Below are 14,047 nucleotides of genomic sequence, written 5' to 3'. Positions count from 1 at the left end.
GACGTCGGTGAATCACTCGTTCCAGGCCCCCGCAAGCAGTGCCCGCGTCTCCCGGAGCAGCTGCGGCATCACCTTCGCTCCCCCGAGGATGGTGATGAAGTTCGCGTCACCGCCCCAGCGCGGAACGATGTGCTGGTGCAGGTGCTCGGCCAGCGACCCGCCGGCGGCCGCACCGAGGTTGAGGCCGACGTTGAACCCGTCCGGGCGGGAGACCCGCTTGATCACGCGGATCGCCTGCTGCGTGAAGGCCATCAGCTCGGCGCTCTCCGCCGGCGTCAGGTCCTCGAGCGCCGCGACCCGGCGATACGGCACCACCATGAGATGACCGGGGTTGTACGGGTACAGGTTCAGCACCGCGTACACCGACTCGCCGCGCGCGACGATCAGCCCCTCCTCGTCGCTCATCTTCGGGATCTCGCTGAACGGGCCCTCGCTCGAGCTCGAGGTCTTCGGCGCCTCGGCGATGTACGACATCCGGTGCGGAGACCACAACCGCTGGAGCCGATCCGGGTCACCCGGGCCGGTGTCGACGAGGCCGTGTTCGGTGTTGCCGTTCGCCTGGTCGGTCACTGGGCACCGCCGAGCAGTTCGGCCGTGGGCGAGGAGTTGTCGCGCCTCGCGATCCACGCGCCGATCGCCTCCACGGCGTCCTTCACGGGCACGCCGTTGACCTGCGTGCCGTCGCGGAACCGGAAGCTCACCGCGCCGGCCTCGACGTCCCGCTCACCCGCGAGCAGCATGAACGGAACCTTCTGCGTGGTGTGGGTGCGGATCTTCTTCTGCATCCGGTCGTCGCTGGCGTCGACCTCGGCACGCACACCGATCGCCTTGAGCTGCTTGACGACATCGAACAGGTGGTCCTCGTGCGCCTCCGCGACCGGGATGCCCACCACCTGAACCGGCGCGAGCCACGCCGGGAACGCGCCCGCGTAGTGCTCGGTCAGGACGCCGAAGAACCGCTCGATGGAACCGAACAGGGCGCGGTGGATCATGACCGGACGCTGCTTGGTGCCGTCCGAGCCGGTGAACTCCAGGTCGAAGCGCTCGGGCAGGTTGAAGTCGAGCTGGATCGTCGACATCTGCCAGCTCCGACCCAGCGCGTCCTGCACCTGCACCGAGATCTTGGGGCCGTAGAAGGCGGCTCCGCCCGGATCCGGCACCAGGTTCAGACCGGACGCCGCACCGACCTCGGCGAGCGTGGCGGTCGCCTCCTCCCACAGCGCGTCGTCGCCCACGAACTTGTCGGGGTTCTTGGTCGACAGTTCGAGGTAGAAGTCGTCGAGGCCGTAGTCCTTGAGCAGGCCCAGCACGAACTGCAGCGTGGTGGTCAGTTCGTCGCGCATCTGCTCCTTGGTGCAGTAGATGTGCGCGTCGTCCTGCGTCATACCGCGGACACGGGTCAGGCCGTGCACGACACCGGACTTCTCGTAGCGGTACACCGAACCGAACTCGAACAGCCGCAGCGGCAGCTCACGGTACGAACGACCACGCGACCCGAACACCAGGTTGTGCATCGGGCAGTTCATCGGCTTGAGGTAGTAGTCCTGGCCGGGCTTGCGGACGGTGCCGTCCTCGTTCAGCTCCTCGTCGATGTGCATCGCCGGGAACATGCCGTCCTTGTACCAGTCGAGGTGACCGGAGACCTCGTACAGATGACCCTTGGTGATGTGCGGCGAGTAGACGAACTCGTAGCCCTCCTCGACGTGCCGCTTGCGCGAGTAGTTCTCCATCTCCTGGCGGATGATGCCGCCCTTGGGATGGAACACCGGAAGGCCCGAGCCGAGTTCGTCGGGGAAGGAGAACAGATCCAGCTCGGCGCCGAGCTTGCGGTGGTCGCGGCGCTCGGCCTCGGCGAGCAGCTCGAGGTGCTTGTCGAGCGCCTCGGTGGACTCCCACGCCGTGCCGTAGATGCGCTGCAGGTCCTCGCGGCTCTGGTCGCCACGCCAGTAGGCGGCCGAACTGCGGGTGATCTTGAATGCCGGGATGTACTTGGTGGTCGGGATGTGCGGACCGCGGCACAGGTCCTTCCAGATCACCTCGCCGGTGCGCGGATTGAGGTTGTCGTAGATGGTCAGTTCACCACCGCCGACCTCCATGACCTCGGGATCGTCGATGCCCGACTTGTCGTCGATCAGCTCGAGCTTGAAGGGCTCGTTCGCCAGCTCCGTGCGGGCGTCGTCGAGATCCTCGACGACGCGGCGCGAGAAGCGCTGCGCGTCCTTGACGATCTTCTTCATGCGCTTCTCGAGCTTGGCCAGGTCCTCCGGCGTGAACGGCCGGTCCACCTGGAAGTCGTAGTAGAAGCCGTCCTTGATCGGCGGGCCGATGCCGAGCTTGGCCTCGGGGAACTCCTGCTGGACGGCCTGCGCCAGGACGTGCGCGGCCGAGTGCCGGATCACGCTGCGCCCGTCCTCGGTGTCCGCGGCAACCGCCTCGACCTCGGCGTCGACGTCCGGGGTCCAGGACAGGTCCCGAAGCTGGCCTTCCGCGTCACGGACGACGACGATGGCGTCGGGCCCCTTGCCCGGCAGCCCGGCCTCCCGGACCGCCGTGCCCGCAGTAGTCCCGGCGGGCACTTGGACGCGTGCGGCTGGGGTAACGGATGCGGGCGTGGTCACGGCGATGCGCTCCTAGGTATGAGGGTGTGCCCCCGGATGAGGGGCGATCCCATGTTATCGGCACCGCGTCGCCATCAGTGGAGCCGTCCCGCCGGTCGGGTCGGCGCGCAGCTACAGGGGGCTCTCCAGCCACGGCTGCTCGAGTCCCACCCAAGTCCCGATCAGGCCGAAGGTGCCCAGCATCCAGAGGGTCAGCACGACCACGACGGAGGTGAACAACACTCCGAGTCCTTTGACGACACCGGACTGCCGGGAGAACCACGCCATGAATCTGTCGTATCTGGCGCGCGCGTAGTGCAGGAGACGGTGCGCCCACGCGAACTCCGACGCGAGGATCCCCAGACCGGCGAAGACGGTCAACCATCCGGGACCGGGATAGGGCACGGTCACGATGCCGACCGCGAGGACTACCGCACCGACGACACCCACACCGATCCGATAGGCCATGTTCAGGGACGGGTTGGCGGCGATCCGCGCGCGGCGACGGCGCCACTTGTTCTCCACTTCTTCGAGCGCCTCGATCGGATGGAACCCGCCCGCGCCCGTCGCCGGCGACTCGTCGGCGTCGACTGCGCGACCGGTCGTCCTTCGGTCACTCACAATCTGCACCTGCTGTCGAGTCGACGTGTCGTGTCGGTCCGCCACCGACAATGTCCACAGTACCGGCGTTCTCCATCCCTGAACCGGACGCGCGACCTGCCGCGATGCCGCTCGGGACGGAACTGTTCGGATGATTCCGACACCTGGGCAACGCCCCTGCCCGATAGTGATCGGATGCACACCACCAGCAGAGGAAGACGACTGTCCGCCGTGTTCGCGGCAACCGCGACGTGCGCACTGCTCCTCACCGGATGCGGTTCCGGCGCCTCCAACGCACCCGTTCTCGGCGACACGACCGGAATCAATACCCGCGGCACCGGCACCGCGACGGGGACGCCCGACACTCTGACCGTCGCCCTGGGGGTCGAGACGCAGGCGGCGGAGGCGAAGTCCGCACTCGAATCGAACGCCCAGAAGACCTCGGCGCTGATCGACACGCTCAAGGGCAGGGGGATTCCGGCTGACGACATCCAGACCAGCGGGTTGTCCGTTTATCCGACCCTCGAGGGCGGCACCGGCCGGATCACCGGCTACCAGGTGACGAACCGGGTGACCGCAACCCTGCGTGACATCGGGGCCGCCGGCACCCTGATCGATGCAGCGGCGTCGGCGGCGGGCGAGGCGATCCGCGTCGAGCAGACCACCTTCTCCATCTCCGACGACAGCGAACTGCGCGCGCAGGCCCGTGCCCGCGCCGTGCAGCAGGCGCAGGGTCAGGCGAAACAGATCGCCGACGCGGCCGGCGTCGAACTCGGCTCGGTGCGATCGATCGTCGAGGAGCCACCGAACCAGTCGGCACCGGTGATGCGCTCGCCGGTCGCCTTCGACCAGGCGGCGGCCGCGTCGACACCGATCGAGGCCGGCAGCCAGCAACTGACGGTGAACGTCACGGTGACGTACGACATCGGCTGAGGAGCGGCCGCCGCTGGGTAAACGACGCTGGGTAAACAGAAAAGGCCCCGTCCGATTTCTCGGACGGGGCCTTTCTTGCGTGGTCCCGGCTGGGATCGAACCAGCGACCTCCCCGGTGTGAACGGGACGCTCTTCCACTGAGCCACGGGACCGAACCGCGCTGAACACTCGCGGTCGAACGAGACGAAACACTAACACGCACTTGCGCCGAACACGAATCCCCTGGTTGTCATTCATTTCGGAGCGATGGACACGCCCCGACTGCACTCCCGCAGGGCATGGACAGGCGCGCCCTCGTCTCCACGCAGCCTCACCGCACGGGCTCAGCGCCGGCCCGCCACGAACGGAGTCGTGAGTGCACCCGCAGGGAGAGACCTCGTCCCTGGCGTCACCCGGCGACCGACTACCGGCGACCGGCCGCGGACGCCGGGAGTCGATTCCCGCCATATGTCTACGCACCCCGGCGGGCACGTTCGATCCTTCCGCTCGTGTTCATCGAGCGGCGAGGCCCGCGCTGCCGAAACGACAGGTTTCGGCCCGACGGGTCGGATATGGCCGCCGGTTCCCCCGAAAACCCCGGCAGACGCCCGTCGGAGATCTTGGTTTTCGGCTCTGACCTGGCGATTTGTGCCTTTCTCAAATGGTCCGCTAATGTTCTCACCGCACCGGGGAAGCGGAAACGCCCCGCCGGAGCAAATGCGGATGTAGCGCAGCTGGTAGCGCATCACCTTGCCAAGGTGAGGGTCGCGGGTTCGAATCCCGTCATCCGCTCGAGAGGTTGGACTCGACCTTTTATGGTGGAGTGGCCGAGTGGTGAGGCAACGGCCTGCAAAGCCGTGCACACGGGTTCGATTCCCGTCTCCACCTCGCGCGATTAGCTCAGCGGGAGAGCGCTTCCCTGACACGGAAGAGGTCACTGGTTCAATCCCAGTATCGCGCACCAAGTTTCGAGGCAGTATGCTGCTGAGGAACTTGAGTGTTACACATGCGGATGTAGCGCAGCTGGTAGCGCATCACCTTGCCAAGGTGAGGGTCGCGGGTTCGAATCCCGTCATCCGCTCCACGATCGGCCCCCGTGGCCGGTCAGGAAACCCCGAGGGTTCTCGGGGTTTCCGATCTGAAAGCCCGCGCGATTAGCTCAGCGGGAGAGCGCTTCCCTGACACGGAAGAGGTCACTGGTTCAATCCCAGTATCGCGCACCACCGAGAAGAGGCACCTCCACACGGAGGTGCCTCTTCTCGTATGTCCGGAGCCGGTTTCGCCCCGGCCGCCCGATTCGAACATGAGGGAATCCTCAGGTATCGTCGTGCTTGCCATCCCCCCGATGGTGTTGAGCCCCAGCCATGACCCCCCATCCACGGCTGGGGCTCGTTCATTTCCCCGGTTCTCCCGTCCTCAGACCGACTTCCTGGCGGCCAGCACCTCCTGGAACCACCGATACGAGTCCTTGGGCGTGCGCGCAAGGGTGTCGTAGTCCACATGGACGAGCCCGAAGCGCTCCCGGTATCCGGCCGCCCATTCGAAGTTGTCGAGGATCGACCACACGAAGTACCCCCGGACGTCGACGCCGGCGTCCATGGCGGCGCGCACCGCGCTCAGGTGATCGGCGTGATAGGCGATGCGACGCTCGTCACGCACGCGACCGGAGGCGTCCGGGTCCGGGTCGTGGAACGAGCATCCGCTCTCGGTGATGTAGACCGGGGGCAATGCCGCGCCGAACCGATCACGGAAGATCGTGAGGATTTCGCGCAGCCCGTCGGGGACGATCGGCCAGCCGAAGTCGGTCGTCGGGTAGCCCTCCAGCGCAACCGGCGCGAACGGCATCCCGGGCGGCAGGTCGACTTCGAGGACACCGGCAGTCCCCTCACCTTCCCGGGGCGCGGCGATGACGGTGGGTTCGTAGTAGTTGATCCCGAACCAGTCCAACGGCTGCGCGATCACCTGCAGGTCGTCGTCGACCGGGCCGGTCAGCAGCGCCGCGAGCTCGTCCGCCGGGTACTTGCCGAGCAGGACGGGATCCGCGAACGTCCAGTTCACAATGTGGTCGTAGATGTCCGCGGCCTCGACGTCCGCTTCCGCGTCGCTCGCGGCGTGCACCGGCGCGTGATTCGACGCGATTCCGATGTTGCCGCAGCCGGCGGAGCGGAGCGCCTGCACCGACAACCCGTGTCCGAGCAACTGGTGATGCGCCGCCTGCAGCGCACCGAATCCGAGGGACAGTCCCGGCGCGTGGACGCCGAGCGCGTGACCGTAGAGCGTGTGCACGACGGGTTCGTTGAGCGGCATCCACATGCCGACCCGGTCGCCCAGCCGCTCCCCCATGATCGCCGCGTACTCCGCCAGGCGATACGGGGTCTCCCGATTCAGCCAGCCGCCCTCGTCCTGCAGCGTCTGCGGCAGGTCCCAGTGGAACAGTGTGACCGCCGGAGTGATGCCGGCCGAACACAGTTCGTCGATCAGCCGGTCATAGAAGTCGAGGCCGGCGGCGTTGACGGCGCCCTTGCCGTCGGGCTGGATCCGCGGCCACGCCACCGAGAGCCGGTACGAGTCGATGCCGAGGTCGCGCATCAGGGCGACGTCCTCGCGGTAGCGGTGGTAGTGGTCGATCGCGACGTCGCCGGTCTCCCCGCCGACGACCTTCCCTGGAACGGTGCAGAATTCGTCCCAGATCGAACGGCCCCGCCCGTCCTCGGTCACCGCCCCCTCCACCTGGTACGCCGCCGCGGCGACACCGAAAAGGAAATCGTCAGGGAACTCTGGAATCGATCGCTGTACCACCATGATGAGCAGTGAAGCAGAGAACGCCACGAAACGGAGCAGAATGTTGGACACTCGTCCAGTGATTCGAAACACGAAAACCCTTAGCGGGGCCCGAGTCTCGGCATCGGTCGCCTTCGGCCTCCAGGGATTCATGCTCGCGGCGCTGCTCACTCAGCTTCCACAGTTCAAGGACGACCTCGGCTTCAGCGACAGCCTCGTGGTCGGCGCCGTCGTCGGCGTGTCCATCGTGGCCGGTGTGGGAAGCGTTCTCGCCGAACAACTCGCGAAGGCCACGTCGAGTCGGACGACGCTGCGCACCGGCCTCTTCGTGATCGCGGTGGCCGCGGCCGTGATCGCCCTCGCGACGTCGACCGGGGCCTTCCTCGCCGCGTTCGCCTTCTACGGAATCGGGCTCGGCATGGTCGACGCCGCCGCCAACATGCAGGCGGTGTCGATCCAGCACGCGTACGGGCGGGTGATCCTGTCGTCGTTCCACGCGGCGTGGAGCGTCGGCGCGATCATCGGCGCGTTGTTCGTCTCGCTGTGCTCGAGTCTGGAGCTGTCGGTCGCGACCTGCGTCCTGATCGCGGCCGTGGTCGTCGCGGTCGGATGCGCGGCGATCGGGCCGCGACTGCTGCGCACCGGTCACCAGCAGGCGGCCGAAGCGGCGGCCACCCCGCTGTCGGTCCCACTGTGGCCGTTCCTCGCGCTCGGTTGCGCGATGGTGCTGTTCTATGCGATCGACTTCGGGATCGGCAACTGGTCGGCGCTGTACCTCAAGGAGGTGCTGCTGTCGGACGCGGGCACCGCCGCGCTCGCGATGGCCGCCTACCAGATCACCGCCCTGATCTCCCGTCTGACCGGGGACTACTGGGTACGCCGCTTCGGTGAGATCACCGTGGTCCGCGCCGGCGCGGCGATCAGCGTCGTCGGCCTGCTGGTGGTCGTGCTGGCGCAGGCACCGGCCGTCGCCATCGCCGGATTCTTCGTGGTGGGACTCGGCGCGCCGGTCGTCGCGCCACTGTGCTTCAGCGCCGCCGGGCGGCTGGCGCCACCGGACCAGACCGACGCCGTCATCGCGCGGATCAACCTGTTCAACTACGCCGGCACCGTGATCGGCGGCGCGGTGATCGGCGGGATCGCGTGGGCCACCGATCTGCGGATCGGATTCATCGCACCCCTACTGTTCGCGGTGGGGCTGTTCCTGCTCGCGCCCGCTTTCGCGCCGCGTCGGGTGGAATCGCCCAGTGCCGCGACGGAGTCGACGCCCACCGCCTCGTGATCCCATCCGACCCGGACAGTGGTGTACTTACCTGGACGGACACGACGTACGTGAGGTGAAGCTGTGACCATTTCCGTGGACCGCGCTGGACTGTGGGATGCCGAGGCCCTCGCCGACGTCGCGGCAATGACGTTCCCGCTCGCGTGCCCACCGCACGCGACCAAGGAGGACATCGCGGCCTTCATCGACGATGTGCTGTCGGCGGAGAAGTTCAGCGAATACCTCACGGATCCGACGCGGACGGTCCTCAAGGCGACCATCGGCGGCGAGATCGTCGGCTACGTGATGCTGGTGGACGGCACGCCCGAGGACCAGGACATCCAGACGGTGGTGTCGTTGCGGCCGACGACGGAGATCAGCAAGTTGTACGTGCTGCCCGATCGGCACGGCTCGGGGGTCTCCGCGGCGCTCATGGACGCGGCGGTAGACCACGCGCGCAACGCGAACTGCGCCGGCGTGTGGCTGGGCGTCAACCAGGAGAACGAGCGGGCGCAGCGGTTCTACGTCAAGAACGGCTTCGAGAAGGTCGGTACGAAGACCTTCCGGGTGGGCGCCCAGACCCACCACGACTTCGTGATGCAGCGCAGCGTCTGACCCGCCGCGCTGCATCACGGGGCGTGACTCAGGCAGGGACCTCGAAACGCGACAGCGCGAGCAGGCGCGAGGTCGCACGCAGGTACTTCTTGCGGTAACCACCGGCAACCATCTCCGGGGTGAAGATCTCGTCGAGCTTCGCGCCCGACACGGTCACCGGGATGCTGGCGTCGTACAGGCGGTCGGCAAGCACGACCAGGCGCAGGGCGACGGACTGGTCCGCGGCCGGGTGGACGCCCTTGATGAACACGGCGGGCACGCCCGCGACGAGCTTGCCGTAGCGCGACGGGTGCAGCGTGCTCAGGTGCGCGCACAGCTCGTCGAAGTCGTCGAGCGTGGCGCCGTCGATCGCGTCGGCGCGCTCGAGGAGATCGGCGTCGTCGGTGGGCTCGGGGGCGGGCGGCAGGTCGCGGTGCCGGTAGTCGGGGCCGTCGACGCGGATGGTCTCGAAGATCGAGCCGAGCTTCTTGATCTCCCGCAGGAAGTCCTGCGCGGCGAAGCGGCCCTCGCCGAGCTGTCCGGGCAGCGTGTTCGACGTCGCAACGATCGACACGCCGCGCGCCGACAGCTCGGTGAGCAGGCGGGACACCAGCATGGTGTCGCCCGGATCGTCGAGCTCGAACTCGTCGATGCAGAGCACGCTGTGCGACGACAGCTCCTCGACCGCGCGGTTGAAGCCGAGCGCGCCGACGACGTGCGTCAGCTCGACGAATGTGCCGAACGCCTTGGGCGACGGGGAGCTGTGGAAGATCGACGCGAGCAGGTGGGTCTTGCCGACACCGAAGCCGCCGTCGAGGTACAGGCCGGCGCCGGTGGAGGGCGCCTTCTTGCCGAACAGGCCGCGGCGACCACCGCCGCGGATCTTCGCGACCTTCTGGGAGAACTCCTCGGCCTTGCGCACCGCGGCGGCCTGGCTGGGTTCCTTGGGGTCGGGAATGTAGGACGCGAAGCTGACCTCGTCGAACATCGCCGGGGGCACCATTTGAGCAACCAATTGATCGGCCGGCACCACCGGATTGCGATCGACAAGACGTGCATGCATGCACTGAGCGTATCGACGTGCTGTGATCGAACACGTGCACCGTCTGGATATTGCGACCTACCTCACACGCGCCGAAGGCAGCACCGGTCGGCCGCCGGAGCTGAGCGACGACGACCTGCGCTCACTGTACGACTATCCGGCGGCGCCCGGCCGCCCGTGGGTGCGCGTCAACTTCGTCTCCAGCATCGACGGCGCGGTGACCGTCGACGGCGCCTCCGCGGGTCTCGGCACCCCCGCGGACAAGCGGGTGTTCGCAGTGCTGCGCGAGCTCGCCGACGCGATCGTCGTGGGCGCCGGCACGGTCCGCACCGAGAACTACGGCGGCGCACGCACCGACGCGGCCCTGGCCCGGCGCCGACTCGGGTCCGGGCTGTCCGAGGTCCCGCCGATCGTCGTGGTCACCGCGAGCGGCCGCGTCGATCCGACGTCGCGACTGCTCACCGACACCGCCGTCCCGCCGTTGGTGCTGACCTCCACCCGCGCCGACGCCGACAACCTCGCCCGCCTGCGCGACGCGGGCGCCCGCGTCGAGATCGTCTCCGAGGGGAACGTGACGGGCACCGCCGTCGTCGCGGCTCTGCAGCGGCGGGGGCTGTACCGGGTCCTCTGCGAGGGCGGCCCCGGCCTGTTCGGCACCCTGACCGCGGACGGCGTCGTCGACGAACTGTGCCTGACGACGTCTCCGCAACTGGTGGCCGGCCGGGCCGGCCGGATCGCCGTCTCCCCCGACGCGAATCCGACGCCGATGACGCGCGCTCACCTCCTCGGTGACGACGACGGAACCCTGTTGACGCGATGGGTGCGCACCCGTGGCGAGTGACCGACCTGGCAGGCTGTCCGGCATGCAGTCGCGTGTGAGCAGGATCGGTGTCGCAGCGATCGCCGGCGCAGTGCTCGCCGCCTGCACGGCGTGCGGCGCCGGGCCGTCCGCGCGACCCGACATCGCGGTGGTCGAGCAGGGCGGCGGCTCCGCACCGACGTCCGGGACGGCGGACCGGGTCCCGCAGTTGCAGACCCCGGTCCGGGATCTCGACTGGGTGGACTGCAAGGACGCCACCCTCGGTGCGCTCGGGCTCGGACCGGGCCCGGAGGGGTTGGCGTTCGAGTGCGCCACCCTGATCGCTCCGATCGACACTTCCGGCGGCGGGACGGCGCCGATCGAGGTGGGCGCTGTGCGTGCCCGCCTGCCGCAGACGCCTGCCGATGCCGCACCGCTGGTCCTCACGTCGGGTGCCGACGTCACGTCGACGAGCACGCTGGCCGCGTTGGCGACCGGCCCGAGTTCGGGCCTCCTCGAACGGCAACCGATCGTCGCGGTCGACCGGCGGGGTATCGGCGCGTCGACGCCCGTCGACTGCGGCCGGACCCCCGACCGCCGTGGCCTCGCCGATCTCGGCCAGTTCACGCCCGGCGACGCGTCCGGCGTCGACGAGGTGGCCGCGCTGAGCCGTGACATGACGGTGGCGTGCACCGATTCGCTGCAGCCGCACGAGCTGGCGTTCGACACCGCGCACGCCGCCGACGACCTCGAGCAGCTCCGGAAACTGTGGCAGGTGGACAGTCTCGGGCTGTTGGGCACCGGCAACGGCGCCGCGGTCACGTTGGCGTATGCCGCGAAATACCCGACCCGCGTGGGCCGACTGGTGCTGGACTCGCCCGCCGCGACCACCGCCGACGCGACAACGGCCGCTGAGCAACGCGTCCAGGGCCAGGAGGCGGCCATCGCCGACTTCGGCCGCCGCTGTGCGGCGTTGAACTGCTCGCTGGGCCCGGACCCGACCGCCGCGATAGTGGCGCTGCGCGACCGCGCGGCCGCCGGCGAGCTCGGGACGGTGTCGTCGAGTGCCTTGCTGACGGCCGTGTCGTCGTTCCTCGGATCGCCACGCGGCGATCAGGTGGGCCGGGTGCGCGAGTTGTCGGACGTGCTCGCGGCGGCCGGCCGCGGCGACCTCGCGCCGCTGCAGGGACTGATCGGCGCGACGCAGGCGGCCGTCGGCACCGACGGTCAGTTCGTGGCGCGCTGCAGCGACGGGCAGCAGTGGCCGGGCCCCGGACGCGCGAAGGAACTCCAGCGAACATGGGCCGAGCGGTATCCGGTGTTCGGCGCCGACGCCGCCGTCGGGCTCATGCGGTGCTCGGCGTGGCCGACGATGGCGCCGCCGCCGCTCCCGAGCAGCGTCCCCGTGCCGGTTTTGGTGTTCAACGGTGCCGCCGACCCGGTTGTCGGCAACGGCGGCGTCGCCACCGTCACCGGAACCCTCACGAGCGCGGACACCACGTGGTCGAACGTGACGTGGGCGGGCTACGGCCATCCGGTCACGACCCATTCGGACTGTGCGCGGCAATCTCTCGTCCGCTACCTGGATTCGGCGACGCTGCCGGCGAACGGAAGTGCCTGCCCGGCGTGACCCTCGGGGTGGCCGCGCCGCCCCGACCGCCGCGCGGTGTACCGTGCCGTAGTGTTCCTTCGACGATTCGAGCCGCGTACCGGCCGCACCACCGCCGAGGTCATCAACTTCGCGCTCTGGCCCCTCGCCGTGATGACGGTGATCCACCGGGTAGTCGTCAAGGCGGTCAACGGATCCGTCACCGACGATTTCGCCCCCGTGTACCAGGCCGCGTTGGCGTTCCTCAATCGTCGCGAGGTCTACACCGCCAACTTCAATTCGGTGGACCCGCACTACCTCTACCAGCCGAGCGGCACGCTGCTGCTGTCGCCGATCGCGCTCATCGACCCCGAGAAATCACGCTGGCTGTTCATCCTCGCCAACGCGATTGCGGTCATCATCGCGCTGTATCTGCTGTTGAAGATGTTCAACCTGACCCTGAACTCGGTGGCCGCACCCATCCTGTTGTTCGCGGCCTTCTCGACCGAGACGGTGTCGAACACCCTCGTGTTCTCGAACGTCAACGGCCTGGTCCTGCTCGGCGAGGTCGCGTTCCTCCTGCTGCTGCTCCGCCGGAAGGACCTGTGGTCGGGTGCCGCGATCGGATTGACCTTGGCGGTCAAACCCATTCTCGCGCCACTGCTGTTGCTACCACTGGTGCGCGGACAGTGGAAGGTGCTCGTCACCGCGATCGGCATCCCACTCGTCCTCATGGCGGTGGCCTGGCCGCTGTCGGTCGACCCGATGGAGTTCATCAACCACACGGTCCCGTACCTGTCGGAGTCGCGCGACTACTTCAACAGCTCGATCGTCGGCAACGGCACCTACTACGGCCTGCCGGTCCCACTGATCTGGGGGCTGCGGATCGTGTTCGCCGCCATGGTCGCGGTGTCGCTGTGGCTGCTGTACCGCTACTACCGGCAGGACGAGCTGTTCTTCGTCGCAACCACGTCCGGCGTGTTGATGGCGGCATCGTTCCTGCTGCTGTCGCTCGGCCAGATGTACTACTCGATGCTGCTCTTCCCGCTCGTCATGACCGTCGTGCTGCGCAACTCGGTGATGCGCAACTGGCCGGCGTGGCTCGCGCTCTACGGCTGCCTCAGCGCGGACGAGTGGATCTCGCACCGCTTCCTGGAAGCGGGCCGAGCCGCCGAGTACCTCAAGCCCACGATGGGCTGGAGCCTGCTGCTCATCGTCATCTTCGCGGTCCTGGTCAACCGGTACCTCACCGCGAAGCGGGAGGGCCGCCTCGATCAGGGCATCGACCCGGACTTCCTCGTCGCCGACCGGGAGGCGGCTGCCCCCGCGCCCGCCAAGGTGTGACACGGTGCGCGCCTTGTCGTATTAGCGTGGGGGCATGAGTTCCACACAGGATTCCGGTCTCCCCGAACCGAGGTTTCGTCGCAACGACGGCGAGTGGCGCGCGCATCTGACGCCCGAGGAGTACCACGTGCTCCGGCAGGCCGGCACCGAACCGCCACATGTCGGTGAGTACACGAACACCAAGACCGAAGGCGTGTACTCGTGCCGCGCCTGCGGTGCGGAACTGTTCCGCAGCAGCGAGAAGTTCGAATCGCACTGCGGGTGGCCGTCGTTCTTCGATCCGGCCGACTCCGACGCGGTGATCCTGCGCGCCGACGATTCGCTGGGCATGCACCGCGTCGAGGTGCTGTGCAGCAACTGCCACAGCCATCTCGGCCACGTCTTCGAGGGTGAGGGCTACCCCACCCCCACCGACAAGCGGTACTGCATCAACAGCATCTCGCTGAGGCTCCAACCGACCGAAGGCTCCTAGAACGAAGGAGTGCCCCCGGCGACGTTGCCAGTCGCCGGGGGCAATTTCTCGTTTCAC

General features: G+C 68.2%; 12 protein-coding genes and 6 tRNA genes. 12 read left to right on the top strand and 6 right to left on the bottom strand.

The features are described 5' to 3' along the window. Positions 1–12: 12 nt before the first annotated feature. From ABTV10_RS10920 to ABTV10_RS10910, 3 genes are all read right to left on the bottom strand, one after another. Complete coding sequence (locus tag ABTV10_RS10920) at positions 13–570, bottom strand: ATP adenylyltransferase (protein ID WP_499034658.1); 558 nt, start codon at positions 568–570, stop codon at positions 13–15. Continuing rightward, entirely contained in the window at positions 567–2,618 is a 2,052-nt protein-coding gene (gene thrS, locus ABTV10_RS10915) for a threonine--tRNA ligase (RefSeq protein ID WP_499034657.1), read from the bottom strand. Before thrS ends, ABTV10_RS10920 begins: the two co-directional genes overlap by 4 nt. Positions 2,619–2,729: 111 nt before the next feature. After that, the gene (locus ABTV10_RS10910; RefSeq protein ID WP_499034654.1) at positions 2,730–3,218 is read right to left on the bottom strand and encodes a TIGR02611 family protein; all 489 of its coding nucleotides are present in this window, start codon (positions 3,216–3,218) and stop codon (positions 2,730–2,732) included. 174 nt (positions 3,219–3,392) lie between these two features. Here ABTV10_RS10910 and ABTV10_RS10905 point away from each other — a divergent pair, with 174 nt between their 5' ends. Further along, a complete protein-coding gene (locus tag ABTV10_RS10905) occupies positions 3,393–4,130 on the top strand; it encodes an SIMPL domain-containing protein (RefSeq protein ID WP_499034652.1) in 738 nt (245 codons plus the stop codon). Positions 4,131–4,210: 80 nt separating this feature from the next. On the opposite strand, the gene ABTV10_RS10900 is transcribed toward ABTV10_RS10905, so the two are convergent. Then, a tRNA-Val gene (locus ABTV10_RS10900) sits at positions 4,211–4,282 on the bottom strand. 546 nt (positions 4,283–4,828) lie between these two features. On the opposite strand from ABTV10_RS10900, the gene ABTV10_RS10895 reads away from it, so the two are divergent. The 5 genes from ABTV10_RS10895 to ABTV10_RS10875 all read left to right on the top strand — a co-directional run bounded on the left by ABTV10_RS10895 (position 4,829) and on the right by ABTV10_RS10875 (position 5,332). Beyond that, a tRNA-Gly gene (locus tag ABTV10_RS10895) sits at positions 4,829–4,901 on the top strand. 25 nt (positions 4,902–4,926) lie between these two features. Continuing rightward, positions 4,927–4,997, top strand: a tRNA-Cys gene (locus tag ABTV10_RS10890). 1 nt (position 4,998) lies between these two features. Next, positions 4,999–5,073: transfer RNA gene (locus tag ABTV10_RS10885), tRNA-Val, on the top strand. Positions 5,074–5,117: 44 nt separating this feature from the next. Further along, positions 5,118–5,193: transfer RNA gene (locus ABTV10_RS10880), tRNA-Gly, on the top strand. 64 nt (positions 5,194–5,257) lie between these two features. After that, positions 5,258–5,332, top strand: a tRNA-Val gene (locus ABTV10_RS10875). A 193-nt stretch (positions 5,333–5,525) separates the two neighbouring features. Here the strand turns inward: ABTV10_RS10875 and ABTV10_RS10870 are convergent. Next, on the bottom strand, positions 5,526–6,911 hold the full coding sequence (locus ABTV10_RS10870) for a GH1 family beta-glucosidase (RefSeq protein WP_499034651.1): 1,386 nt from the start codon (positions 6,909–6,911) through the stop codon (positions 5,526–5,528). Between ABTV10_RS10870 and ABTV10_RS10865 the strand changes: the two genes are divergently transcribed. Together ABTV10_RS10865 and ABTV10_RS10860 are read left to right on the top strand one after the other, a co-directional pair. After that, entirely contained in the window at positions 6,910–8,172 is a 1,263-nt protein-coding gene (locus ABTV10_RS10865) for an MFS transporter (protein WP_499034650.1), read from the top strand. The two genes, ABTV10_RS10870 and ABTV10_RS10865, sit on opposite strands and share 2 nt — an antisense overlap. Positions 8,173–8,235: 63 nt before the next feature. Continuing rightward, on the top strand, positions 8,236–8,766 hold the full coding sequence (locus ABTV10_RS10860) for a GNAT family N-acetyltransferase (RefSeq protein ID WP_433612545.1): 531 nt from the start codon (positions 8,236–8,238) through the stop codon (positions 8,764–8,766). A 28-nt stretch (positions 8,767–8,794) separates the two neighbouring features. On the opposite strand, the gene zapE is transcribed toward ABTV10_RS10860, so the two are convergent. Further along, the gene (gene zapE / locus ABTV10_RS10855; RefSeq protein ID WP_433612543.1) at positions 8,795–9,808 is read right to left on the bottom strand and encodes a cell division protein ZapE; all 1,014 of its coding nucleotides are present in this window, start codon (positions 9,806–9,808) and stop codon (positions 8,795–8,797) included. Positions 9,809–9,830: 22 nt separating this feature from the next. Between zapE and ABTV10_RS10850 the strand changes: the two genes are divergently transcribed. Genes ABTV10_RS10850 through msrB form a run of 4 tightly spaced genes read left to right on the top strand, consistent with a single transcriptional unit; the run spans position 9,831 to position 13,990 of the window. Beyond that, positions 9,831–10,628 (top strand): pyrimidine reductase family protein, encoded by a 798-nt coding sequence (locus ABTV10_RS10850; protein WP_499034649.1) that lies wholly within the window; start codon positions 9,831–9,833, stop codon positions 10,626–10,628. A gap of 22 nt (positions 10,629–10,650) precedes the next feature. Beyond that, positions 10,651–12,216, top strand: coding sequence for an alpha/beta hydrolase (locus tag ABTV10_RS10845; RefSeq protein ID WP_499034648.1), 1,566 nt, complete (start codon positions 10,651–10,653; stop codon positions 12,214–12,216). Positions 12,217–12,267: 51 nt separating this feature from the next. Continuing rightward, on the top strand, positions 12,268–13,518 hold the full coding sequence (locus ABTV10_RS10840) for a glycosyltransferase family 87 protein (protein ID WP_499034646.1): 1,251 nt from the start codon (positions 12,268–12,270) through the stop codon (positions 13,516–13,518). 34 nt (positions 13,519–13,552) lie between these two features. Then, the gene (gene msrB / locus ABTV10_RS10835; RefSeq protein ID WP_499034644.1) at positions 13,553–13,990 is read left to right on the top strand and encodes a peptide-methionine (R)-S-oxide reductase MsrB; all 438 of its coding nucleotides are present in this window, start codon (positions 13,553–13,555) and stop codon (positions 13,988–13,990) included. Positions 13,991–14,047 lie beyond the last annotated feature (57 nt).

Origin of the sequence: Paraburkholderia sp. RHO2 (assembly GCF_050955445.1) — a bacterium.
In the GTDB taxonomy this organism is placed as follows: Bacteria; Actinomycetota; Actinomycetes; order Mycobacteriales; family Mycobacteriaceae; genus Prescottella; species Prescottella agglutinans_A.
This window is presented reverse-complemented; position numbering and strand designations above follow the sequence as displayed.

Excerpts from the sequence above, each read along its gene's own strand:
- ABTV10_RS10845 (WP_499034648.1), top strand. The coding sequence starts at position 10,651 with ATGCAGTCGCGTGTGAGCAGGATCGGTGTCGCAGCGATCGCCGGCGCA.
- msrB (WP_499034644.1), top strand. The coding sequence starts at position 13,553 with ATGAGTTCCACACAGGATTCCGGTCTCCCCGAACCGAGGTTTCGTCGC.
- zapE (WP_433612543.1), bottom strand. The coding sequence starts at position 9,808 with ATGCATGCACGTCTTGTCGATCGCAATCCGGTGGTGCCGGCCGATCAA.
- ABTV10_RS10905 (WP_499034652.1), top strand. The coding sequence starts at position 3,393 with ATGCACACCACCAGCAGAGGAAGACGACTGTCCGCCGTGTTCGCGGCA.
- ABTV10_RS10865 (WP_499034650.1), top strand. The coding sequence starts at position 6,910 with ATGATGAGCAGTGAAGCAGAGAACGCCACGAAACGGAGCAGAATGTTG.
- ABTV10_RS10870 (WP_499034651.1), bottom strand. The coding sequence starts at position 6,911 with ATGGTGGTACAGCGATCGATTCCAGAGTTCCCTGACGATTTCCTTTTC.